This is a genomic window from Pseudomonas sp. F1_0610, from assembly GCF_047470865.1.
Taxonomy (GTDB): domain Bacteria; phylum Pseudomonadota; class Gammaproteobacteria; order Pseudomonadales; family Pseudomonadaceae; genus JAZDRH01.
In genome coordinates, this window is the sequence record NZ_JAZDRH010000010.1 from 74240 (window position 1) to 98607 (window position 24368).

Here is a 24368-nt window from a genome sequence, read left to right on the forward strand (position 1 = left end):
CTAGCTCCTTCCTTCGTTGTTGTCAGCGTTAGGACTCACGAAACCAGCAACCTCAACATTCCGCTCCTGCTGCCGCTCCTGGGCATACGAAACGTAGTCCTCGACTCCGAACGTATTGCCCTCACTCTTGCCCTGCCATTCGGCATGAGACGCCATTGCCTGCGCCTGGTCAGACTCTGACAGCGCGTTGAATCCGCCGGTTTGATTTATCCAGCCGCCGCCACTTGGTTTGCCGGAACTGCCAGCATCACCGCCAAGGCTGTTACCCTCAAAATTCTGCCCTTCGGTACTCTGCGCCGTGTTTTCTCCTGGCTCCATGCTGGCCCTGATTCCAGCCGCCAGTTTTCCGCCGGTTGTCTCTGCTACCCGCTCCTGGAACCCTTGCTGCATTTGAGAACCGACACCCTTGGCCAGCTCGGATGCAGTACCAGCGGCCAGCTTCGCCGCCCTGGCAAAACCGCCACCACTTGAGCTGCTACCGCTGTCGCTAAAGCCTGCTGCCTGGGCAAACGGTGAACTGCCAGCCGTACCAGCCTCACCACCGCCGCTGCCGCCACTGTTGACTATCGACCCCATGCTGGGCATATCGCCACCGGCGCCCATGCTGGCTGATGCTTTCTGGAATGCCGCCTGGATGGCCGATGCGCCGCCCACAGCCCCGGTAGCAGCTCCCATCACGGCCTTACCAGCCATTGCCGCGCCGCCGGTGGCCATGCTTGCCGCTGTCATTGCAGCCCCTATAGCTGCGCCTGCACCGAAGCTACCCGCTCCACCGATAGCGCCCAGGCTCGCGCCCGTCACAATCCCGGAAATCATCGAAGGAACCTTGTTGACCAGGAACAGCAATATCAAAGCAATCACCAACATAACGGCCAGCTCTTGAGAGGTCACACCCTCGCTGATTTGCGCGTAATAGTGATTGATGAACTGCTTGCCAATTGCGACCAGCAGCACCATCGCCATGAGCTGCGCGGCCACGCCCAACACGGTCTTGTAGTAGTTGATCGCCATGTCGGAAGTCCAACGCGACCCACCAAATCCGAGAAAGAAAATGCCGGCATACATCAGAATCCAAGCCGATGCCATGACCAGCAGTAGGTTAATCGCGATCAATGCCATGACGATCAACACAGCAATGGCCAACAACTCCATGACCAAGGCCGTTGCGAACTGTCGCCACCCCAGTTCCGACGTGGCCTGTACTGTTTTGTGATACAGCTCAAAACCCAAGTCGAGGATGCTTGATGGCCCCAGCTTGCTATCAGACAAACCTCCTGCCTGCGCTCCCAGCATTTGCAAGGACTCAACCATCGTTCCAGCGATATTCATGCCGGTAGTGGCATTCGTCAGCAGCCACCAGAAAAAGCCGGTGAAGATCGTGAACCGGACGAACTCCGCGAAGAACTCGCCAATGTCGGCCTTGCGCAAGGCCATCATGCCGAACGTCCAGACCATCGAAATCACAACCAGCGCCCAGAACAGCCGGGATGCGGCAGCTTCAATGGCAGGCCCCCAGGTTGATGCCGTATTGTGAAAACGCTCCAGGACGTCATTCATGACACCGCTACTGCTAAGTTCCTGCGCCATTGCCGGTTCAGCTAACACCGCAGTAACTGCCACCATCAGGCCACCAAAAACAATTTTCTTAACCATGCTGGCCACCTCAATAATTGTCTTTAGGGCTGGGCTTGAACTCCCATTGGCGCATCTGCTTGGCCTTCTGGAATGCTCTGCATTCCTCGGTGAAAGCCGCGCGGTTCGCCTCGCTGCGCATTTCATTCAGTGCTGCCTGGAATGCATCAGGTGCACACGTCGCCGCGTTTGGTTCGGGCATCCTCTCCTGTTCGCATCCAGCCAATAACAGCACCGCAGCAGCCGCAGTAAAAAAGATTTTATTCATCTCACCGCCTCCCTAGTAGTTGTCTGCCGGACTCGGGCGAAACGTCCAGGTACGCATTTGCTCGGCCCTGGCATCACCTCGCGCCTCGGCATCGAGTTCTGCCGCAATCCGGGCTGCCTCTGCGTTGTGTTGGGCGGTCAACATGGTGCGAATCTGCAAGAGCTGATTGGCCTGCTGGCTGGCAAGCTGGTTGGCATAGCCGATGGCCTGTAGCTGGCCAGTTGCACCCTGGGCCGCGCCTTGCAGCCGCTCCAGGGTACGGGCGTCATCCTTCAAAGCCTTTTGCTGGTCGGCCACGGTCTGGAACAGGGCATCGTTGGCCTTCTTTTGCGACTCTGACCCCAGGCGACGGTTTTCAGACATTGCAGCCCGCTCTGCATCCGTGCATCCGCCGCTGCCGTTGAAGCATGGCGAGCTGCGGTAATAGGCCACGTCCTGAAACTTGGCCAGGTAACGATCCAGGCTGCCTAGCTGGTTCTCGTAATAGGCCAACGTGTTTTGCGCGGCAATCAGCCGGTTGATCGTAGTCTGCGCCTGATCCCAGATATACGCGGCTGGGGCCATCGTGTTCTGGAGCTGATTTTCGTACTGCTGCAACTGGGTCTGGTACTGCTCGATTTGCTTGAGCGTCTGCGCTACCGACTCGATGGCAGTCATGATGTTCTGGGTCAGATTACCGCCGTCGATGACGGGGATACCAGCCTGAACAGAAGTGACAGTGGTGGAGAGAATGCCGGTTGCAAGCGCAACGGCTAGGGCAGTTTTTTTAGCCGCTAAAATTCTATTTTTTCGCATGGTCAATACCTCTCAAATGAATAGTTGCTATCCATCGAGTAGCTGCACTACGCGCTATTCGGTAATTGACCTGCCCGATGCCGGTGGGCGGCCTTTTTATAAAATCACGGCATCAAGTTCGAGTTTTCTCCGCTGGCTCCGGTTTACTCAACCCAACTTCCCGTCCAACCTCATCCAGCTCCAGCGGTTGTACTGCCGCTGTCAGTATTTCGCGTATTTCCGCGTCGGTGCTCCTCTCATTTAGCGCTGCTCGAACTTTCAACGCACGGTGCACCTCGGCGGGCAAGTTTCTGATTAGCACGTTGGCCATACCATTTCCCTTTTGGTGTACCCGAAGCCAATGCTATCAAAGCAATCAAAAATATCAAGTATTGATTATTTTCTGTCTGGCCTCACCACACTTTTCATGACGCGTCCCATTTCGTCCTGGGTGGCCTCGATCCGGCCCAGCAGCGCCAAGATGGTGGCCTCGGTAAACTTGGCCGTCCGTACGTCATCGGTCAGCCAGAGTTTCAGCAGGCCGCCAAGTCGACCAAGATCACCATTGATCCGGGCCAGCTCCCGAACCCGCTCGTAATCGGTTATGCCCTTGATTTCATATCCCTGGCCGACTTCTCGCAAGTAGCGCGCAACGCTCAAGCCCGCTTGTCGAGCCTGGCGTTCTATCTCTTCTTTCTCATCCGGGAACACCGGCACCCGTAAATGGTGGTGGCGCTTCCGGCCTGTTTGCTTTTCGTCTTTCTCCATAGTCCAACCTCGGTTGTTGCTTCTTTGCCAGCGGTAGCCGGCTGCCTCGCAGAGCAGGATTCCCGTTGAGTGCCCCCGGCGCGAATAAGGGACAGTGAAGATAGATAACCGGCTTGCCGGTTAGCTAACTTCACCCATCCTGCCCGCATCCCAACCACTATTGCAAATCTAGCGGATATCGAACACAAGGCGTTTTATCGTCAAACCAATGCCGATTCTTAGCAACATGCTCATAATCGCTAAAGAATCGGCATGTAATCGGCGTGGTCGCTTAATAATCGCTGTTAAATCGGCCTTGAATCGAAATCCAGAATAGCTAGAAATCGAAGAACACCATTCGCCCCAATGGGGCGAGTTGGACGCCAAGAAGGAAGGCATAGCCCGCCCCTCAAGTGTCAATGAACACAAGAAATTTTCCTTCCCTCCCGTCATACCACTAAGGCGACGTATTGATACTTGAGGGGCAACCTTTCCGGATGTTGACACCTTCACGCAGGCTACTGGCGATGAGCATTCAGCACGCATGCCTCATTCCAGCTTGGTAATAATAAGAATAATAATCTTCTTATTATTCTTACCGAACGGATGGGCACTGCTTAGCCGTTTCAAGTTTTGAGCCAAGGTTTCAGTACAGATAGCCCATAAGCGAACACAGAGGCCCTCCAACGCCGTTAGACGCGGGTCCTGCTTCAGAGCATGGGTCAGCCCCACCGGTTGCTTGCCCCTCTCACAAGGCGTTTCAGCGGCCACTGGAGCCGCCTTCTCTTCCTGGCGTTAAACCATCGGCCTATGGCCGATTGATAAAGCCCGCCGGGGCTTTATTGGCAAGGTCAGAACGCGCCCTCAAGGCGCGAGCTGCACCGCGCATGATGGATTATCTTTAGATAATCTTGGATGGATTTCTCAAACTGCCCGCAAAGCCGCTCCTCGTCTGGGTTTTTCAAATCAGGACGGGTGGCGTTACGACGGTGAAAGGGTGACGTTACGACGGTAGGCGGGTGGTGTTACGACGGTGAACAGATGTTGTTGCCGTGTGGCCAGGCCTCTTGATTTCCCATTTTCCCTTGGCGTACTCGTTTACTACCCAACCCACGGCGGCAAGTTCTGCCAGAGCCTTGCGAGCAGTCTGACGGCGTGTTTTAAGTGTGTTGGGGTTGGTGACCTCACCCGGCCAGACATAGCCGCAAAGCGTGTCCAGTTCTACGCGCCCGGACTTGCTGGGGTCAATCCAGCCGCATAGCCGTTGATGCATCAGCCGTGCTGGGTCAGTCTGTAGCACCCGCACTTCTGCCATGTCGATACGGGCATATGGACGATGCCCCAGGATCGCTTCGGCAATGCGCGGATTCAGGGCAACCCATAGTCTGCCGTCCGCCTCGTCAAAAGCGTGACTCATCAGATGGAACGCGGCTTGCCGCCGTCCCTTCGTCACAAGGATGGTGACGTTCGACATGCGTAGCAGGCTGGATTTCAGCGCCTTGATGTTGTCGCCGCTATCCGTCATGCCCGTTTCTGAGAGCAGTTTGGTCAGGCTCTCACGCACCACCAAGCCGTCTTGCTCAATGGCCTCAAAACGAGGCTCAAGGAATAGCCGTAGCTGTCGCCCCGTCTCACTGGTCGGTTCCGGGGTTAGCAAGATGCCGTTCGGGCCGCCAAGCGCCACGATGCCTTGCAAAAGACGCATATCATCGGCCCCAAGAGGTTCGAATCCCACGAAACGCATGGATTCGTCCTCACCAAAGGTGTAGGTCACGTCCAGCTTGCAGCGTTTGCGATCGCCACGCTTGAGGCTGCGGAACAGGCCAGGTGCCAAACAGTGCGCGGGATCATGTCGGACGTGGGTCAGGTCATGCTTAGGCCTCTTCACGCTGCCTCCTTTTCACCTTGCACTGCCGCTCCAGTACAGCAGGCTTCAACACGCCGCCGTCGTGCCGTCTAAACCAGAGTTCTTGAAAAGGTGCGCCATAGTTGGCCTTGCTGACGCCAAAGCGGACAAAATACCCGCGCTGACAATCATCGACCCCCAGTATCTCGGCCTCGCCTTGCGTCATGGCGGATAGGTACGATTGCCAACGAATGTTATCGACCAATACGGACGATCCACGACTGGCCTGCTGTTGATCGCCCGACCCCATCATGGCTGCGCTTTTGCTCGCGTGGTGCAGAAACACAACGGAGCAGCCTGTATCAGCGGCAATGGCCTCCATGCGCCCAATAACCTGCGCCATCGGCCCACTAGCGTTCTCCTCCTCGATGTGGAAGCGTCGCAGAGTGTCCAAGATCATCAAGCGACGACCTTCAGCGGCTCGCTTGAGAGCATCTAACCAGCTAGCAGCCATGATGTTGGGGCATTTACCGATCAAGGGTTCAATGAGCAAACCATCAGCCACGGCTTGCCGTTCTGCGGCGCTGAGGTGTGCCCCAAGGGCGTGCAGACGATGGTGAATAGCGGACGGTGGATCTTCAGCAGGCAGATAGACCACTTGCCCGGTGGGAAACTCACCTATTTCAAGTAAATCAGGCCCGCCGGCAATCTGTGCAGCCAATTGAAGGGCCAACATGGATTTACCAGCCCCACCAGGCGATACAAGAGCACCAACAGTGCCTGCAACCATATTAGGCAGAACATAATCAATGGGTGGCGGCAAGCCGCCATAAGATCAAGAGCCATATAACTAGCCCTCTATAGGGCCAGGTCGCGCAGCTTGATCACCCGATGATTTCCGTGCCTCAATCCACTCTTCGACCTCTGACAAATCCCAGGCGACATTCCTACTGGTTAGCGCGATACGGCGTGGAAAGTCCCCCCGCTGCTCCAGGTTATAAATTGTTCGTGTCGAAAGCGGGATCATCTCCAGGAGCTTCTTCCTGTTGATGAGCGTCTTGATAATTTGCATGGGTCAATACCTCTCGAATGAATAGTTGCTATTCATCGAGTAGCTGCACGAAGCAGCTAATCGGTAATTGACCAGCCCGATGCCAATGGCGGCCTTATTTATAAAGTTACGGCATCAAGTTCAATGCTATCAAAGATAGCAAAAACATCAACCCTTATTGCCTCCCGAAGTCCACTCGTCAACCATATCCGCCCAATCCTGCAACATAGCTGCCCGTTGCTCACGATATTCCGCCTTGTTGTAGACCGCCCTTACGCCCTTCTGCTCGTGCGCCAGGCACTTCTCAATCCAGTCGGTGTTGTAGCCGGCCTCATGCAACAGCGTGCTGGCTGTGCGCCGCAAGTCATGCGGCCCGAACTTGGCAAGTGACTTCCCATCTTTCTGCGCCGCTTTGTAAGTCAGGGTCAGCACCTGGTTGAGTGTGGCAGCGCTCATCGGCGCATCCGAGTCGTACCGTGATGGCAAAACAAAGTCGGAACCACCGGCAAAGGTTTTCAGGGCAATGAAAATATCCAGAGCCTGCTGGGACAGGAATACCAGGTGCGGGTTACGGCGCTTCATCCGCTCCTTGGGAATCGTCCACAGCGCTTCGCTGAAATTGATCTCGCTCCAGGTCGCATTGGTCAGTTCGCTTTTGCGCACCATGGTCAGCAAAAGCAGCTTGGCCGCCGCACGATTTGTTGGGCTTGTACCCACCCGCTCCATGTACTGATACATCAGCCCGATTTCTTCTGGCGTCAACGCTCGGTCGCGTGGCTCGAATCGGGCGATGCTGGTTGGGCGCACCAGCTCCGCCGGGTTTTCGACCTTCTGCCCACGCTCGGTTGCCCAGCGAAACACTTGCATAACGATTTCACGCACATGAACGGCGGTGGCCGGTGCCCCTCGCTCGACGATGGCATCGGTCAGCGCCCTCAAGTCCTCATGGGTGATCTCCACCAGCTTCTGATTGCTGAATTTCGGCTTCAGCTCGCGTTCATAGACTGAACGGCGCATATCGCGGGTGGAGTCGGCCATCTGGTAGCCGCGCAGCCATTTCTCGGCCCAGGCACCGAACGTCTCTGCATCCTTGACCCGCGCCTTGTCGCGGGCCTTCTCCTTGGCCGGTGACTTGCCCGCCGCAACCATCCTCTTGGCGTCACCTAACTGCTCTCGCGCTTCTGCCAGGGTGATGCCACCAACGCCGTAGCGGCCAAAGGTGATGGTCTCCTGCCGTCCGTTGAGCGAGTAGTTGTAGCGGAACGAGACAGCACCAGCAACCGTGACGGCAACATACAGGCCATCCCGGTCATTCACCTTGTAGAGCTTGTCCCTGGGCTTGAGATTGCGCAGCTTGGTATCGGTCAGCATGTACCTTGTCCTTCTTCGTTTTCGATACCATGCTGAAAAAACGTCAAATTTAGAGTGTTTTTTCTATAAAAAACAACAAGTTAGTAAAACCAAATACCATGAACACATAAGAGAAAGCAGCATGGTATCAGAATCAATCATGGCATCATCAGTCGATAGTACCAGCTTTAATGCCATGCTCAAACGGTGCTTGGTGCTTCCTCCTGTTGCCAGATCATGCCAGACGAAAATACAAAAAAGCCCGCAATTACGCGGGCTTATCGGCTTTTCATGCCTTCAGGTGCCTGGCTGTGCCAGACGCGGGATCATTCCCACTCAATAGTCGCTGGCGGTTTGCTTGATACGTCATAGACAACACGGGAGATGCCTTCGATTTCATTGATGATACGACCTGATACCTTTTCTAGCAGTTCGTAAGGTAGGTGTGCCCAGCGGGCGGTCATGAAGTCGATGGTTTCTACTGCACGTAGTGATACCACCCAAGCATAGCGTCGGGCGTCGCCTACTACGCCTACAGAGCGTACGGGTAAGAATACAGCGAAGGCTTGGCTCGTTTTATCGTACCAACCTGCTTTGCGCAGCTCTTCAATAAAGATGTGGTCTGCTTGGCGTAGCAAGTCGGCATATTCTTTTTTCACTTCACCCAGAATACGTACGCCTAAACCTGGACCTGGGAATGGGTGACGGTACACCATATGATGCGGCAGACCTAGTTCAACACCTAGTTTACGTACTTCATCTTTAAAGAGTTCGCGCAGTGGTTCGATGAGCTCGAACTTCATATCCTCAGGCAAGCCGCCTACATTATGATGCGATTTAATCACATGGGCTTTGCCATTTTTGATGGCTGCTGATTCGATAACGTCAGGATAGATGGTGCCTTGTGCAAGAAAGTCGATACCTTCTAGCTTATCTTGTTCTTCATCAAAAATTTCAATGAAAGTACGGCCAATAATTTTGCGTTTTTGCTCAGGATCGCTAACACCTGCAAGCAGTTTCATGTAGCGATCTTCGGCATTTACACGAATCACATTAACGCCCATGTTTTCTGCAAACATTTGCATTACTTGGTCGCCTTCATTAAGACGCATTAGTCCATGATCAACAAATACGCAGGTTAACTGCTTGCCGATTGCTCGATGCAATAAAGCAGCCACAACAGAAGAGTCTACTCCGCCAGATAGCGCTAAGAGTACTTTGCGCTGCCCCACACGCTCACGAATAGAGGTAACAGCATCTTCAATGATATTGGCAGGTGTCCAAAGCGCTTCACAACCACAAATATCAACCACAAAGCGTTTCAGTAATGCTTCACCTTGTTTGCTATGCGTTACTTCTGGATGGAACTGTACGCCAAAGTAGTTTTTAGCAGCAAGCTGCATACCTGCAATAGGACAGCTTGGTGTGCTCGCGATAAGCTCAAAACCTGCTGGCATACGTGTCACTTTATCGCCATGACTCATCCAGACATCTAAGCCTTCAGCCGATTCATTAGTAGCGGCGTCACGCAAGCCATCTAGCAAACGGCTAGCGGCAACAACATCAACACGAGCAGCGCCAAATTCGCGCACCTCGCTACCTTGTACAGCGCCGCCAAGTTGCTCTGCCATGGTTTGCATGCCATAGCAAATGCCAAGTAATGGTAGGCCGCTATCAAATACGTATTGCGGTGCGCGAGGGCTGCCCGCTTCGTGCACAGATTCAGGACCGCCAGATAAAATAATGCCACGAGGGTTAAATTGGCGAATAACAGATTCATCAACATCGTATGGATGAATTTCGCAATACACACCAATGCTACGAATGCGGCGTGCGATCAATTGGGTGTATTGTGAGCCGAAGTCCAATACAAGAACTCGGTGAGCATGAATATCTTGAGCAGCCATGAGGATGTTCTCAGTAATAAGTTTTTAAACAAGAAAAGACAAACCGCCTCGGCGGCGGTTTATCTATAAGCAATTACCTGTGGAACTTAGCCCACACGGTAGTTTGGTGCTTCTTTGGTGATCTGTACGTCATGTACGTGAGATTCTGCCATACCTGCACCCGTAATGCGTACAAATTCTGGCTTAGTACGCATATCTTCAATGGTTGCACTGCCTGTGTAACCCATGGCTGCGCGTAGTCCACCCATTAATTGGTGGACAATAGCACCCATTGCGCCTTTATAAGGTACGCGACCTTCAATGCCTTCTGGTACTAATTTTTCAGCGCCAGCATTCGCATCTTGGAAATAACGGTCTGATGAGCCTTGTGATTGAGCCATTGCACCTAATGAACCCATACCACGGTAAGACTTATATGAACGCCCTTGGAAGAGTTCAATTTCACCTGGTGCTTCTTCAGTACCAGCAAACATTGATCCCATCATTACAGCATTAGCACCAGCGGCAATAGCTTTAGCCAAGTCGCCAGAGAAACGAATACCGCCATCTGCAATCATAGGTACGCCGGCTGCTTTTAATGCAGTGGCTACATTAGCAATAGCAGAAATCTGCGGTACACCTACGCCCGCTACAATACGGGTAGTACAGATAGAGCCAGGACCAATACCAACCTTAACCGCATCAGCACCAGCTTCAACTAGCGCTAAAGCGGCTTCTGCGGTGGCAATATTACCGCCAATAACCTGCACTTGTGGGAAATTTTGTTTTACCCAACGTACACGGTCAATAACGCCTTTTGAGTGGCCATGTGCGGTGTCTACTACAACCACATCAACCCCTACAGCGGCTAAGGCAGCTACGCGCTCTTCAGTACCAGCACCAGTACCTACGGCTGCACCAACACGCAGACGGCCTTGGCTGTCTTTGGCAGCTAGCGGATAGCTTTTTGCTTTCTCAATATCACGGAAAGTTACCATTCCGCGCAATTGGAACTGCTCGTTTACCACCAGCATTTTTTCAATGCGATGTTCGTACAGTTTTTCTTTAATTTGCTCAAGGCAAGTGCCTTCAAGCACTGTAATTAAGCGCTCTTTTGGCGTCATGATAGCAGCGACGCTATCACCAGCATTTGGCATAAAGCGCAAGTCACGACCAGTAACGATACCTACTAGCTGGTTATCGCCTGTAATTACTGGGAAGCCCGAAAAACCTAGCTCTTTAGCGCGTGCTAACAGCTCACTGATTTTCATATCAGGGCAAACTGTTGCAGGATCATGAACAATTGCAGTTTCGTGGCGTTTTACTTTACGTACTTCAGCCGCTTGTTGCTCAATGGTCATATTCTTGTGGATGATACCTATACCACCCTCTTGAGCCATAGCAATAGCTAGGCGGGACTCTGTTACAGTGTCCATCGCAGCAGAAAGCAAAGGGATATTGAGTTCGATATCACGGGTAAGACGAGTTTTTAAACTCACATCTTTAGGTAAAACTTCAGAATAACCTGGAGTTAATAGGACGTCATCAAAAGTCAGGGCTTCTTGACTAATACGCAGCATGATGGTGCTCCCACACTGGGAAAATGGAAGCACGTTATTATAGCGCTAGTAGGCATTCTTCTCAACTACAAAGGCATAAATTCAACAGATGTATTATTATCCTTTCTTATTTACCGCCAGATTTTCAAGTTAACCTATGCTTACTGACCCTTTTACCCGCCTTGGCCTTGACCGAGACATCCTTAGTGTAAGCCAACTCAACCAGCGCGCAAGGCACTTATTAGAAGACGTATTTACTCAAGTGTGGGTTGAAGGCGAGCTATCGAACCTCGCTCGGCCTTCTTCTGGGCACATCTACTTCACATTAAAGGATAGCCAAGCACAGATTCGTTGTGCGCTGTTTAAAAACAATGCAGCTAAAGTACGCAATATATTACGCGACGGTTTAGCTGTTCGTGTTTGTGGTCGCGTCTCTATTTATGAAGGACGTGGCGACTATCAAATGATTTTAGAACGCTTAGAAGCTGCTGGTGATGGTGCCTTACGCTTAGCTTTTGAAGCACTAAAAACAAAACTTGATGCCGAAGGTTTATTCGCTCAAAACCATAAAAAAGTTCTACCTAGCCATCCTCAGCGCATTGGTATTATCACCTCCCCCTCAGGCGCGGTTATTCGCGATATGATTAGTGTGTTTGCTCGACGCGCACCACAGGTGGAGTTGGTTTTAATTGCCAGCCCAGTGCAAGGTAAAGAAGCAACGCCTCAACTGGTTAAAGCACTAGAGCTGGCCGATAATGCGGGGTTTGACGCCTTGATTCTGGCTCGTGGTGGCGGTTCTTTAGAGGACTTATGGTGCTTTAACGAAGAAGCTATTGCTCGTGCGATATTTGCCTGCAAAACACCAATTGTTAGTGCTATTGGCCATGAAACCGACGTTTCTATAAGCGACTTTGTAGCCGATGTTCGTGCCCCAACACCTTCTGCAGCAGCTGAGCTATTAGCTCCTGATATGAGCCATCTAGCGCGGCAATTAGAAATGCTACAAAGCCGTTTAGAGCGTTGCACACGCCGTTGGTTATTCAACCAGCAACAAAGGCTAGATTATTTACGCTCACGTTTGCGCCACCCCAAAGAACGGCTTGATCAACAAGCACAGCGTTTGGATGATCTAGAATTACGCCTAAAGCGCAGTATGCAACAGCACTTACAGCACAACAAGCACAGCTTGGCGCATCTAAATAGCCAATTACAAGCCTACCATCCTAAGCGCCTACTACCGGCTTATCACGCTAATGTGCAACAACTTGATCAACGTTTAAACAGTGCGCTATCACGAGTTATCGCGCATAAGCAACAAATGCTCGCCGCCAAAGTACAAACCTTACAAGCCTTTAGCCCACTGAATACACTTAGCCGTGGCTATAGTATTTTGCTAGATGCACAAGGTAAGAGTGTACAAGATGCACACACTGTCACGGTTGGGCAGCGGCTCACTGCCCACCTTGCCAAAGGCAGCATCGCAGTTGAAGTGTGCACAACTGACGAGTCTCCCTCTCAAGCACAACTATTTAACGAGTAAGAAGGATTCCAAATGCGTATTTTAGCCAGCCTACTCTTAGTATTTGTTAGCCTCAGCGCACATGCAGAAGGTTTTATCAGCCGCTTACTGCATCATCCAGTGCAAGGTGGTGTTGCTGTTGTACCATTGATCACAGCACATGCACCCAAAGTGCGTTTTAACAATAAGCCTGTACTGGTCATCAACGAAGACAACAAACGCTGGATTGCTATTGTAGGCATACCACTGACAGCCAAAGCAGGGCAACATAGCCTTGAAGTGGATGGGAAAAAAGTGAGCTTTCAGGTTGAACATAAAAACTACACTGAACAACGTATTACCTTAAAGAATAAGCAGTACGTTAACCCAGACAATAGCAATCAGGCACGTATTGAGCGTGAATTTGCCCAGCAAATGAAAGCCTATGATACCTTTAGCCCGCGCCAGCCTAGCAATCTTTACTTTGACATGCCTGTCAATGCTAGACTCTCCAGCCCTTTTGGTTTACGCCGTTTTTTTAATGGCGAGGAACGCGCTCCACACTCAGGTTTAGATTTAGCGGCACCTCATGGAACAGCTGTTAAAGCACCAGCGGCTGGGAAAGTGATCTTGACAGGCAACTTATTTTTTAATGGCAATACTGTCTTTGTTGATCATGGGCAAGGGCTAATCAGCATGTTTTGTCATTTATCACAAATTAATGTCAAGGTAGGAGATGAAATTCCACGCCAAGGCGTACTTGGTAAAGTAGGTGCTACCGGCCGCGCTACTGGACCGCATCTGCACTGGAATGTAAGCCTAAATGCAGTGCGTGTTGACCCTGCTATTTTTATTGGGAAATTTCAACGTTAATAATAATTAGGAACATTTCCTTTAACCAGAACGCCAAAGTTAAAAACTGAATGTGTTACCCTGCCCAACAGAAAACACAACTCGATCAATCACTTTGGAGATTTTATGCAAGAGGTTATCCAGCAACCATTAAATTGGCTTGAAGCTTACCCTCAATTAAAAACCGTACTCTTTTGCTTTGGCTTTATTTTACTGGCTATGATTGCCAACTTTATTGTTAAACGCATTTTGGTACGTGGTTTTTACAAAGCATTAAGCCAGCGCCTACAGCAACAAAATGTCACTGATTTTGGGTTAGTTAAACGCCTTTCGAATGTAGTGCCTGCGCTCATTATTTATCACGGCAGCTTGGTGGTTACTGGCTTGCCAGAGGTCATTACACAGATCATTCAAAATGTATGTAACGCTTTTATTATTCTTACCCTTGCATTGGCATTAGGCGCTGCACTGAATATAGTTAACCACAACTATAATCAACGTAAAGATGCTCACTTAAAGCCGATTAAAGGCTACATTCAAGTACTTAAACTAGTTATTTATTTAATTGCTGCCATCTTGATGATCTCCGCCTTGATTGATAAATCACCTGTGATTTTACTATCAGGTATTGGCGCTATGGCCGCTGTTATGATGCTGATTTTCCAAGACACCATCCTGTCGTTGGTGGCTAGCGTGCAAATTTCTAACAGCGGCATGATACGCGTTGGCGATTGGATTGAAATGCCACAGAAAAATGCTGATGGCGATGTGATTGATATCGCACTTCACACAGTCCAAATTCAGAACTTTGATAAAACAATTACTGTAGTTCCAACCAAAAATTTCATTACTGAATCTTATAAAAACTGGCGCGGCATGAGCGAAAGCGGTGGTCGCCGCATCAAGCGCTCCCTGTATATTGATCAGCAAAGCATTCACTTTTTAACCGAAGATGAAAAACAGCGTCTATCTCAGTTCGTATTGCTAGAAACCTATTTTGAATCGAAAAAAGATGAGATAGAAGCTTGGAATAGCAAATTATTGCAGCGCCATGATGGTGAATGCCATCCTGCTAACCTGCGTCATTTAACCAATATAGGCACCTTCCGTGCTTATATTGAATGGTATTTAAAAAACCATCCACACATTCATCAAAAAATGACGCTCTTGGTGCGCCAGCTAAACCCAACAGCAGATGGACTACCCTTAGAAATTTACTGTTTCACCAATACCACTGCTTGGGGCGCTTATGAAAGTATTCAGTCGGATATTTTCGATCATCTTTATGCGATTGCTCCACAGTTTGGTTTGCGTATTTTCCAAAACCCAACGGGATACGATATGCAGCAACTAGCCCCAAAAAATACTCCATCTAATCACTAATAAAAAAAGCCCACACTTAGAGTTTATAAGTGTGGGCTTTGCTAATTAGCTATACGCTCTAAAAACTCATATCTACACGCATCCACCATGTACGCCCTGTTTCTTTAACAGCACCCGTCGCGTAACCATACAAAGTTTGGTTACCCATTAGGTTTAAATGCTCGGTGTAGGTTTTGTTAAACAGATTATCAATGCCTGTGCTTAGCTTCCAATTATCATTCACACGATAAGCCACATTCACTGCAAAGACACCAAAGCCAGAAGTACGGTTAAAGTCACGACCAATTAATGTGCCATGCCCTTCATCAATACGCGTTTGTTTATTTACGACCCGCCATAATGCGCCTGTACTCCAATTATCTTGTTGGTAATTCAAGGCAAAACGCGCCTCTAATGGAGGAATTTGCGGTAAAGCTTTGCCATCACTGGTATTTTTACCATAGGCGTAAGCAAGGCTGACATCACCTTTTAGCCCAGCAGTAAATTGATAACTAGCACCTAACTCTCCACCAAAAATACGCGCATTAACATTACTGTCTTGGGTACGATTACCTGTTTGGTTGTAGTTAAAGATAATAAAATCTTGGACATGCCCTACATAGCCCGAAGCCCAAGCCTCTATTGGCCCTTCTTTATATTGAATACCAAAATCTAACTGGGTAGTTTTTTCAGGCTTAATGTGATTAAACGCATTAGGCCCGCCACTGAATAACTCCCAATAATCAGGGAAGCGCTCAGCATGCCCTAATCCAATATAGGTAGTGGCTTTAATGGCACTTAAGTCATGCTCATAGCGGGCAAAACCACTTGGTAAGGTTTTTGTACGTTGATCGCCATAATGGACATTAGATGCCAAAGTGCTTTTTGCTTTATGACGGTCAGCACGTACGCCAGTGACAACTCGATCCGTTTCAGCCACGCGCCAAGTCAGTTCGCCAAACAAGCCGTACTGGCTCATTTCTGCGTCTTTGTTCCACTTCATATGACGGTAATTATGATTAAAGCCAAAACTCATACGTTTCCGGTGGATGCTAGTTTGTCCATCAATACCCACGACTAACTCAAACGCATCCCAAGCAAAGGTGCTGTTAACACGCATACCTGTAGTTCTACGGTCAACATTGCTTGACATAGGTTTAGCAGAATTGAATGGACGCAAACGGAAGTTATCCATCAAGTGGTCAGCGTAGTTGTAATAGATTTGCGCCTCAAACGACTTCCATACATCACTGATATTATCTTGCTTAAAGCGTAGTCCAGCCGTTTCACGAGCAAACTGCGTGCCATCCATACCACGCCCTGCATAACGGGACTCACCATCACCTTGGCCATAGGTCAGTTCTAACAAAGTGTCATCTGTTGGCGTCCAACCAATGGCCATATCCGCATTCCATTTATTGAATCGCGAAGGCACACGGTTGCCATCTCCATCGTAATAATCATCTGATTTAGAGCGATTTCCAGTAAAACGCAAATACCCCTCTTTACCACCAACAGCACCGTCAATGTTGCTATCAAATCGATTACGGGTACCATAGAGCATGCTTGCATCAAGACGATAATCAGCCTCTTCAAAGCTTTCAGGACCACGGTCAAACAATACTGTAGCGGCAGAGCCCATAGGTCCATATTTAACGCTTTGTGGCCCCTTAATCACCGTCAACTTATCGTAGTTATCTGGACTAATATAAGAACTTGGCGCATCCATACGGCCCGGACAAGCGCCTAGCATTTCCCCGCCATTGGTTAGCATTTTAATGCGTGAACCAAACATCCCTCTAAATACTGGATCGCTATTGACACCACCACTGCGGCTCGCCACAAAACCTGGAATAGTTTTCAAATAATCCGCTGCATCACTCGCGGGAACAGGCTGTCGAGGCTGTTTCGGATCAGTCACCACCATAATAGGTGACTGCTGAGCAACACCTGTCACCACACTAATAGGCAGCTCTACTTTATTATTTGCCTGCGCAATAACAGGTAAGGCAGCGACCCCAAATAATGCAAAATGCGCGGCTAAAAAGCTCAGCTTAAATTTTTTATACGTAAATACTGGGCGCACAACTACGCCATGATGTGTTTGCGTCATTATCTATATCCATCAATTTTATAAATTTAAATGATTTTTTAACTGATAAAATTGACAGGAGGCGCTCGCGGATAGGCTGTAGTCCAAAGCGCCGGCGCGACATACGGCAGCTCTGAAACCCATTCGACCCTAGGGCTGGAAGGTATAAAAGGAATATGATTAAAGACAGCCACAGTTAATGGTGGATTTACTGTAAGTAGATCACAGTAACCACACATAGCAAGCTGGTTGACCCAATCAGGAACACCGTAGGCTGCTGTATGGTGCCCCATTACAGCATGATGATCAGCGCTCTCCGCCATTTCATGCTTAGCATGCTCAACTGCAGCGACAAAGGCTTCAAAACTTTGAAACTGATGCTGACTGTAAAGCTGTACAGAAGATATCAACGGACCTAAATGAATCATCAGCATGGCAAATAAGCCAAGCCAGATTCCTGTCTGTTGATATGAAGTTTTCTGCACTCAGAAGCCCTAAATAATGGATAGGTGAAAGTGAAGTATATATCAGCTAATTCGATTTATTTTGCGCTGCGACATAAAGACGCCTAAGCAAATAACTCAAGCCCCTAGATCCTTATCGAAATAAAATTGCTTAAATTTATATATTTTTGAGATAAATCATCAATTTTAAAATAAATATTGAAATCAAACAAAAGTGATCTTATCTTTTTACGCATGAATACATCACATACTCTTATACAGCGACGACAATTTACTTCCTTGTGCTTAGTCAGCCAACGACTGCCGCGCTAACACTAAGCTGTATACAACCACTTACTCAATTAAAAACGTTAAGGTGTTAGTTATGTCAATGTTGAAAGATCCTTCAAAAAAATACCATGCACATCCTGTTATTCAATTTCCTGAGCGCACTTGGCCTAGCAAAACGCTAACTCAAGCACCTATCTGGGCAAGTTCTGACTTGCGCGATGGCAATCAATCATTGATTGAGCCAATGGATAGTGCTAAAAAAATGCGCTTTTTCAAAACCTTAGTCGCAGTGGGCGTAAAAGAAATTGAAGTGGCATTCCCTTCGGCTTCGCAAACTGATTTTGATTTTGTACGTCAATTAATTGAAGAGCAACATATTCCTGACGACACCACCATACAAGTATTAACCCAAGCACGTGAAGACTTAATTGCCCGTACTTTCGAATCTTTAAAAGGCGCAAAAAAAGCTATAGTGCACTTGTATAACGCTGTTAGCCCAAGCTTTCGTAAAATTGTTTTTAATACCGACCAAGCTGGCGTAAAAAATATTGCCGTAGAAGGCGCCAAACTATTCAAAAAATACGCTGCCATGTATCCAGAAACCCAATGGACTTTTGAATACTCTCCTGAAACCTTTAGCATGACGGAACCTGAGTTTGCTATTGAGGTCTGCAATGCAGTCACCGAAGTATGGCAACCTACTCCAGACAACAAGATCATCTTCAATCTGCCAGCCACAGTGGAAGTTACAACCCCTAATGTTTACGCTGACTTAATCGAAAATTTTTGCAATAAAGTAAATAAGCGCGACAGTATTATTGTGAGCTTGCACCCACATAACGACCGTGGCACAGGTGTCGCTGCCGCTGAATTAGGCGTATTAGCAGGGGCCGACCGTGTTGAAGGCTGCTTGTTTGGTAACGGCGAACGTACAGGTAACGTGGACTTAGTAACCTTGGCGTTAAACCTATACACCCAAGGTATTGACCCTGAATTAGATTTTTCTGATATTGATGCTGTGCGCAAGGTTGTTGAAGACTGCAACCAAATTCCAGTCCATCCTCGCCATCCTTATGCTGGTGATTTGGTTCACACTGCTTTTTCTGGCTCTCACCAAGATGCCATCCGCAAAGGCTTTAGTAAGCAAAAAGCAGATGCCGTTTGGGAGGTACCTTACTTACCTATAGACCCTGCTGATATTGGTCGCGACTATGAAGCTGTGATTCGCGTTAACAGCCAGTCGGGCAAAGGTGGGGTTACGTATTTATTAGAGCAAGAATACGGTATCAGCTTGCCACGTCGTATGCAGATCGAATTTAGCTCCGTTGTGAAAAATGAAACGGATCGTTTAGGTGAAGAAGTAACAGCAACTCAAATATTCAAATTATTAGATAGTGAATATTTACAAGCTAACTCACCCTTTAGCTTAAAGGGTCACCGCATCCAACAAGAAAACGGGCACTGTGCTATTGAATTACAGGTGCAAAAAAATGGACAAATCAGCACTTGGAAAGGTGAAGGCAAAGGGCCTGTTGAGGCATTAGCTGCTTGTTTACCTATTGAAGTAGAAGTAATGGATTACAATGAGCATGCCATTGGCGCAGGCAGTAATGCCAAAGCAGCTGCCTTTATTGAATTACGTATTGGCCAGAATCGCCCTGTATTTGGCGTAGGCATTGACGAGAACATTACCACTGCCAGTATTAACGCTTTATTCAGCGGCTTAAACCGAGCCTTGGCTGCACAAAGTATTAGCATGGCGCAAGCTGTAAATGCTTAATAGCTAGCTAGATATAACAAGCCCTGCTTTTGCGGGGCTTGTTATTCATAGCCACTCAGTAAACTATAAACGTACCAGCAATAAAAACCCTGCCAATATCCCCAGCCCTGTGCCCAAAAAGCCGGACACAAATGTTAGCCATAATTGTTTTTTCTGCTGCATCCGCAAAAACATTAATCCAGCATAAGCGCCCAAGAATATCCCCAAAAACGAACTTAAATAGGTTACCCAGAATGCTGCTTCTGCCAATGCTAAACGCGTCAATACAGCTAGATAAATATCCATGGCCAAAGATACGCCAGCTAAAAAAATCATTTTAGGTCGAAAAAATAATAAAACGCCCACTACAGCTAACTGCGGCAGCCAGATATACATCAAAAAAGGTAGAAAGTAGCTTGTTACCGAAAAATATCCTCGATACGCATCTACGACTAGAATGAAGCCAACTACTAAACTAAGCGCTAAAATAAGACCCGATCGCGAAAAAAAATCTTTGGCTAACATAACAGCCCTGCATTTATATAAATATATTGGAAATTTATTTTATACAATGTAGAAGGAATATAAAAAAAACCCAGTGAAAATCACTGGGTTTATTTAGCCATAGTTCAGCTTTTTCTATTGCTCAACAAAAGCACGTTCAATCAGGTAATCGCCTTGAATTCCACGCTTAGGTGATATTTTCAAGCCGAAACTATCCAACACATCACATGTATCTTTCAGCATAGACGGACTACCACAAATCATCGCACGGTCATCTTCTGGGTTAATGGGCGGCAAGCCAATATCTTTAAACAACTTACCTGTGCGCATTAAGTCTGTTAAACGTCCATTATTACGGAATGGCTCACGCGTTACTGTTGGATAGTAAATGAGTTTTTCGCGAATTTGCTCACCTAAATATTCATGATTAGGCAAATCTTCAGAGATTTCTTTGTAATACGCCAAATCATTTACGTGGCGTACACCATGAACCATGATAACTTTCTCAAACATATCGTAAATGTTTAAATCAACCATTAGGCTCAAAAATGGCGCCAAACCTGTGCCTGAACTAAGCATATATAGATGCTTACCTGGCTTTAAGTCACTGAGCACTAAGGTGCCTGTTGGCTTACTACCAATGATTACATCATCACCTACTTTAAGATGCTGTAAACGTGATGTTAAAGGTCCGTTTTGCACTTTAATTGAGAAAAATTCAAAATAATCAGCATAGTCTGGACTAGCAATAGAATAGGCTCGCATTAAAGGACGGCCATCCACCTCTAAGCCAATCATGACAAACTGACCGTTTTCAAAACGTAAGTTTGGGCTACGAGTCGTACGAAAGGTAAATAAATCGTCATTCCAATGCTTTACAGCGGTAACACGTTCTGTGTTGTATTTGCTCATATCTAATTTCCAATGATTCTCATTACTACTAGTGTACTTAGCGGCGTTCAATCTGTTAAGTTGATATTCAATATATAGCTTATCGAAAAAATGGATATGCGATTTACTTTACGTCAACTTGAAATATTTGTAGCCACGGCACAACTGCAAACTATTTCGCAAGCAGCTTATAGCTTAGCGATGTCTCAGTCAGCTGCAAGCAGCGCCTTAGGCGAATTAGAGCGCCAATATAACTGTCAGTTATTTGACAGAGCTGGAAAACGCTTAATTTTGAATAAATTAGGCACACAGCTATTACCGCAAGCCATTGCTGTGCTTGAACATGCATCCATGCTAGATAAGGAATTACAAGGGCAAACCGCCCTTCCCGACTTATCTATCGGGGCAACTATGACCATCGGTAATTATTTAGCTACATTACTGATTGGCGAGTTTATACAGCAGCATACTAGCTGCAAAATTAACCTTCATGTGCAAAATAGCGAGCAAATTGAGCATCTTGTTGCCCAATATCAACTAGATTTAGCTCTTATTGAGCGCTTATCGACTAATCCTAATATTGAGACACTCCCTTGGATTAGCGATGAGTTAGTCGTTTTTTGTGCGCCTGAGCATCCTCTTGCGCAGCAGAAAAAGGCAGATTTAAACGAACTCTTAGAACACACATGGATTTTGCGTGAAAAAGGATCAGGAACTCGACAAACCTTTGATCACGCTATTCGTCACTTACACAAACCGTTACATATTTCTATGGAGTTAGAACATACAGAAGCTATTAAACGCGCCGTAGAAAGCGGATTAGCTATTAGCTGTATTTCTCGGCTTGCCTTGCGTGATGCTTTTCGTCGTGGCAGCTTGGTGCCTATTGAAACACCTGATTTAGATTTAAAGCGACAATTCTTTTTTATTTGGGCAAAAAATAAATATCAGTTTTCAAGCATGCGTACATTCATTAACTATTGTTTAGCGCGTACAAAACATATTAGTGCAAGCCAAGACTTCCCTCTTCCCAATATTGCTTAAAAGCGATTGAATCAGCTCATAGCCGATTTATGGCTGGTTCAAGATGCTGTTTTGAATAAGACACTCTGACGTAATAATAATTAGACCACTGTTAATAGCTAGCCTTTTAAAGTAGTATAATTATTTATTATTTTACTCTATACTTAGCCTTTAGATGAACAATACCACTATATACAAAACAACTACTTGCCACTAGAATAACACCAATAAAGAAAATTTAAAAAACACAACACTGTCTGCTAGAATCTAAAGTAAAAACCACTAATATTCTAACGCATAACATCATAATGCGAGAACACTAGATATTAAAACCTGTTGATCAAGCTTGTATTTTACACTCAATTAACTTCCAAGTTTTTGCAACACCCGCTTCTTCTAGCTTTTCTTTTAAGGTATCAGTTAAAAACAACATGCTCTCTACAATTGGATCTTGCCAAATATCAACAGTACAATTCAAAGCATCACTAGTTAAAACAATATCATTAGTTTTAATATTTTTATAAAATAGAGCATATTTGCTAGGCAGATTTTTTTTTGTTAAACCGATATCAATTAATGACTGCTCAACAACAAATCTCCGCTGTTCAAAAGGATGAAATCTATATAAATAAAATCCCTCAATAACTGTATTTTTTTTATCAAAAACATTCATCTTAAATAACTGACTTTCTCCCAAGCGCACACTTAACAAGGCATTCGCAGATGCCTCATTACAAATATAATCAGCATGCACTCCTCTAAATATTGATCTTTTTAAGTTTTTCGCTAGGTTGTTTCTTGTAAGAGCACCCGTTAAATAGCAACTTACTGGCGCATATTTTTCTGGAATTTTTTCTTTATACCGAAAAACATCATGAAAAGTTTTAAAATACTCATCAGTTATATGATTAAATTCTATTTTTTCATCATCTGTTGCAGTGCTATTTGCATACTTCCTCAAGAGCTCATACTCTCTTCTAGCATCCAGTAAATCAGGATAGCTAACCGCAATATCTGCTTTGACTGAGATTGTTCCATCCATAAATTTTGCAGCCCAAATTCTCTGTTTCATATCAATCCTATCTTTTTCAGTGTCGACTCAACGCAATAAATCAATAAAAGCGTTCTGCTAAAATCAAAAACTGTACATTAGCTGAACATGCGCTAAAATCAAGTTGCACGCTTATACTAAAAATGACTTAACTCAACTATTTATAACTATGAATCCCTGCACTTCTCTCCATGCTTTATCTATCATTGCCCACTACCATGGCGTCTCTGTTGATGCAGCCGATATAACACAATTAATTATAGGGAACAATACACTAGCTATGAAGTCAAACACATAACTACTAGCTGTTAGTTTATAATTTAAAAGCTAGTTTCTTTTGAAGTTTCTATCCACTATCTAGTGTTAGCTTGATGTTAACATACTGAGCATCTTAATTAAATAAAACACCCTAACTTAGTATATTCTTTTATTTAAAACAAAGTCATTTAGTTGTAGATTAGTTTTATTATTCAGTTAATTTGATATCTAGCACTCTACTTGAGACAAGTAAGCAATTGCAGCTTATACAGAATGGATACTTAAGTACAAAAAAGGATGCTTTTTAGCATCCTTTTTTGTTTAATAATGCGGTGGTGGTGGTTCCTGCCCAGCTGGCGTAATCGCAAAACTACGCGACTCCTCTTGGCGTTGATGCAGCACTTTTATTTGCTGCTGCATGCGTTCCATTTGAAGTTGCAACTGCACAATCACATCATTTAAAGCGGCAATGGTGTCATCTTGAAAGGCCAAACGCATCTCAAGTTCTACCACCTGCTCTTCTAAACTCATTGGGCGACCTTATTTAAAAACTCGAAATTTTCAGTTAGTGCCATCCGTAATTTCTCACAAACAACTTTCATTTGCTCTGCCGAGTAAGCTTGGGCTTCTACCTTACCCCATACTGGTCCAGGCCATGCTGCGTCTGTAGTTTTACGCCCAATCACATGAATATGTAATTGGCTTACTACATTGCCTAAGGTAGCAATATTAATTTTTTCCACATTGAAGGTATCTTTCAAGGTTTCAGCAAAGGCGGAAACTTCACGCCACATCTGTTCTTGATCTTCTGTTTTTAGCTGAAAAACCTCTGTAAGGTTGCGGCGCTTAGGTACTAAAATAAACCACGGATAGTGGTTATCATTCATCAGCAATAAACGGCACAATTTAAAATCACCCACCAAAAGTGTGTCGGCTTGTAAACGCGCGTCCAACTCAAACATAACCACCTCTTATTCAATACAAGATGCAAATCATAGCTTAGCAAGCTCAATCATTATAAAAAAGCCCTCTCATTCAACTAAAATAGCAGCCAAAACGAGAGTCATTTACAAAAAACGTCTTTGAATTAATACCTTTGGAGCAGCGCTTTGCCAATATCGCCCCTTAACTTTATTTGCTATTTGGCATAGAATAGTCAGGCTATTTTATTAGTAAATACATCTGAACCGAAGCTGTTTTCAAAGCGTCACGCGCAGCACATACCCGCTTC

At 46.6% G+C, this 24368-nt stretch carries 23 protein-coding genes; 5 read left to right on the forward strand and 18 right to left on the reverse strand.

Features of this window, described 5'->3' with window-relative positions; genetic code table 11:
* The 11 genes from trbL to guaB all read right to left on the reverse strand — a co-directional run bounded on the left by trbL (nucleotide 1) and on the right by guaB (nucleotide 11134).
* The gene (gene trbL / locus VQ643_RS07715; RefSeq protein ID WP_414198983.1) at nucleotides 1-1653 is read right to left on the reverse strand and encodes a P-type conjugative transfer protein TrbL; all 1653 of its coding nucleotides are present in this window, start codon (nucleotides 1651-1653) and stop codon (nucleotides 1-3) included.
* 10 nt (nucleotides 1654-1663) lie between these two features.
* A complete protein-coding gene (trbK, locus tag VQ643_RS07720) occupies nucleotides 1664-1900 on the reverse strand; it encodes an entry exclusion lipoprotein TrbK (RefSeq protein ID WP_094112760.1) in 237 nt (78 codons plus the stop codon).
* 12 nt (nucleotides 1901-1912) lie between these two features.
* The gene (gene trbJ / locus VQ643_RS07725) at nucleotides 1913-2695 is read right to left on the reverse strand and encodes a P-type conjugative transfer protein TrbJ (protein ID WP_414198985.1); all 783 of its coding nucleotides are present in this window, start codon (nucleotides 2693-2695) and stop codon (nucleotides 1913-1915) included.
* 112 nt (nucleotides 2696-2807) lie between these two features.
* Nucleotides 2808-3005, reverse strand: coding sequence for a FitA-like ribbon-helix-helix domain-containing protein (locus tag VQ643_RS07730; RefSeq protein ID WP_414198986.1), 198 nt, complete (start codon nucleotides 3003-3005; stop codon nucleotides 2808-2810).
* Between the two features lie 65 nt (nucleotides 3006-3070).
* Entirely contained in the window at nucleotides 3071-3442 is a 372-nt protein-coding gene (gene traJ / locus VQ643_RS07735; protein WP_414198987.1) for a conjugal transfer transcriptional regulator TraJ, read from the reverse strand.
* A gap of 982 nt (nucleotides 3443-4424) precedes the next feature.
* Entirely contained in the window at nucleotides 4425-5309 is an 885-nt protein-coding gene (gene repC / locus VQ643_RS07740; protein ID WP_414198988.1) for a replication protein C, IncQ-type, read from the reverse strand.
* Entirely contained in the window at nucleotides 5296-6090 is a 795-nt protein-coding gene (locus VQ643_RS07745; RefSeq protein WP_414198989.1) for a helicase RepA family protein, read from the reverse strand. The genes repC and VQ643_RS07745 overlap by 14 nt, the downstream gene beginning before the upstream one ends.
* A 27-nt stretch (nucleotides 6091-6117) precedes the next feature.
* Nucleotides 6118-6339: a helix-turn-helix transcriptional regulator gene (locus VQ643_RS07750; RefSeq protein ID WP_414198990.1), complete on the reverse strand. Its 222-nt coding sequence runs from the start codon at nucleotides 6337-6339 to the stop codon at nucleotides 6118-6120.
* A gap of 147 nt (nucleotides 6340-6486) precedes the next feature.
* Entirely contained in the window at nucleotides 6487-7689 is a 1203-nt protein-coding gene (locus VQ643_RS07755) for a tyrosine-type recombinase/integrase (RefSeq protein WP_414198991.1), read from the reverse strand.
* 305 nt (nucleotides 7690-7994) lie between these two features.
* A complete protein-coding gene (gene guaA, locus VQ643_RS07760) occupies nucleotides 7995-9575 on the reverse strand; it encodes a glutamine-hydrolyzing GMP synthase (RefSeq protein WP_414198992.1) in 1581 nt (526 codons plus the stop codon).
* 86 nt (nucleotides 9576-9661) lie between these two features.
* Nucleotides 9662-11134, reverse strand: a complete 1473-nt coding sequence (gene guaB, locus VQ643_RS07765; protein ID WP_414198994.1) for an IMP dehydrogenase — start codon at nucleotides 11132-11134, stop codon at nucleotides 9662-9664.
* Nucleotides 11135-11270: 136 nt separating this feature from the next.
* Between guaB and xseA the strand changes: the two genes are divergently transcribed.
* The 3 genes from xseA (at nucleotide 11271) to VQ643_RS07780 (ending at nucleotide 14846) form a co-directional block, all read left to right on the forward strand.
* On the forward strand, nucleotides 11271-12653 hold the full coding sequence (xseA, locus tag VQ643_RS07770) for an exodeoxyribonuclease VII large subunit (RefSeq protein ID WP_414198995.1): 1383 nt from the start codon (nucleotides 11271-11273) through the stop codon (nucleotides 12651-12653).
* Between the two features lie 12 nt (nucleotides 12654-12665).
* Nucleotides 12666-13484 carry a peptidoglycan DD-metalloendopeptidase family protein gene (locus VQ643_RS07775; RefSeq protein WP_414198997.1) on the forward strand — a complete coding sequence of 273 codons (819 nt, stop codon included), beginning with the start codon at nucleotides 12666-12668 and terminating at the stop codon, nucleotides 13482-13484.
* Nucleotides 13485-13589: 105 nt separating this feature from the next.
* Nucleotides 13590-14846 (forward strand): mechanosensitive ion channel family protein, encoded by a 1257-nt coding sequence (locus VQ643_RS07780; RefSeq protein WP_414198999.1) that lies wholly within the window; start codon nucleotides 13590-13592, stop codon nucleotides 14844-14846.
* A gap of 58 nt (nucleotides 14847-14904) precedes the next feature.
* Here the strand turns inward: VQ643_RS07780 and VQ643_RS07785 are convergent, their stop codons facing one another.
* Complete coding sequence (locus VQ643_RS07785) at nucleotides 14905-16938, reverse strand: TonB-dependent copper receptor (protein ID WP_414199001.1); 2034 nt, start codon at nucleotides 16936-16938, stop codon at nucleotides 14905-14907.
* Between the two features lie 38 nt (nucleotides 16939-16976).
* Entirely contained in the window at nucleotides 16977-17402 is a 426-nt protein-coding gene (locus VQ643_RS07790) for a DUF2946 domain-containing protein (RefSeq protein WP_414199002.1), read from the reverse strand.
* A gap of 343 nt (nucleotides 17403-17745) precedes the next feature.
* On the opposite strand from VQ643_RS07790, the gene leuA reads away from it, so the two are divergent.
* Complete coding sequence (leuA, locus tag VQ643_RS07795) at nucleotides 17746-19431, forward strand: 2-isopropylmalate synthase (RefSeq protein WP_414199003.1); 1686 nt, start codon at nucleotides 17746-17748, stop codon at nucleotides 19429-19431.
* A gap of 63 nt (nucleotides 19432-19494) precedes the next feature.
* Here the strand turns inward: leuA and VQ643_RS07800 are convergent, their stop codons facing one another.
* Nucleotides 19495-19935, reverse strand: a complete 441-nt coding sequence (locus tag VQ643_RS07800) for a hypothetical protein (protein WP_414199004.1) — start codon at nucleotides 19933-19935, stop codon at nucleotides 19495-19497.
* A gap of 114 nt (nucleotides 19936-20049) precedes the next feature.
* Entirely contained in the window at nucleotides 20050-20826 is a 777-nt protein-coding gene (locus tag VQ643_RS07805; RefSeq protein WP_414199005.1) for a ferredoxin--NADP reductase, read from the reverse strand.
* Between the two features lie 96 nt (nucleotides 20827-20922).
* Here VQ643_RS07805 and VQ643_RS07810 point away from each other — a divergent pair, with 96 nt between their 5' ends.
* The gene (locus VQ643_RS07810; RefSeq protein WP_414199006.1) at nucleotides 20923-21849 is read left to right on the forward strand and encodes a LysR family transcriptional regulator; all 927 of its coding nucleotides are present in this window, start codon (nucleotides 20923-20925) and stop codon (nucleotides 21847-21849) included.
* 319 nt (nucleotides 21850-22168) lie between these two features.
* On the opposite strand, the gene VQ643_RS07815 is transcribed toward VQ643_RS07810, so the two are convergent.
* From VQ643_RS07815 to VQ643_RS07825, 3 genes are all read right to left on the reverse strand, one after another.
* Complete coding sequence (locus tag VQ643_RS07815) at nucleotides 22169-22900, reverse strand: hypothetical protein (protein ID WP_414199009.1); 732 nt, start codon at nucleotides 22898-22900, stop codon at nucleotides 22169-22171.
* Nucleotides 22901-23458: 558 nt separating this feature from the next.
* The gene (locus VQ643_RS07820) at nucleotides 23459-23668 is read right to left on the reverse strand and encodes a SlyX family protein (protein WP_414199011.1); all 210 of its coding nucleotides are present in this window, start codon (nucleotides 23666-23668) and stop codon (nucleotides 23459-23461) included.
* Nucleotides 23665-24099 carry an HIT domain-containing protein gene (locus VQ643_RS07825; RefSeq protein ID WP_414199013.1) on the reverse strand — a complete coding sequence of 145 codons (435 nt, stop codon included), beginning with the start codon at nucleotides 24097-24099 and terminating at the stop codon, nucleotides 23665-23667. The genes VQ643_RS07820 and VQ643_RS07825 overlap by 4 nt, the downstream gene beginning before the upstream one ends.
* Nucleotides 24100-24368: the final 269 nt, after the last annotated feature.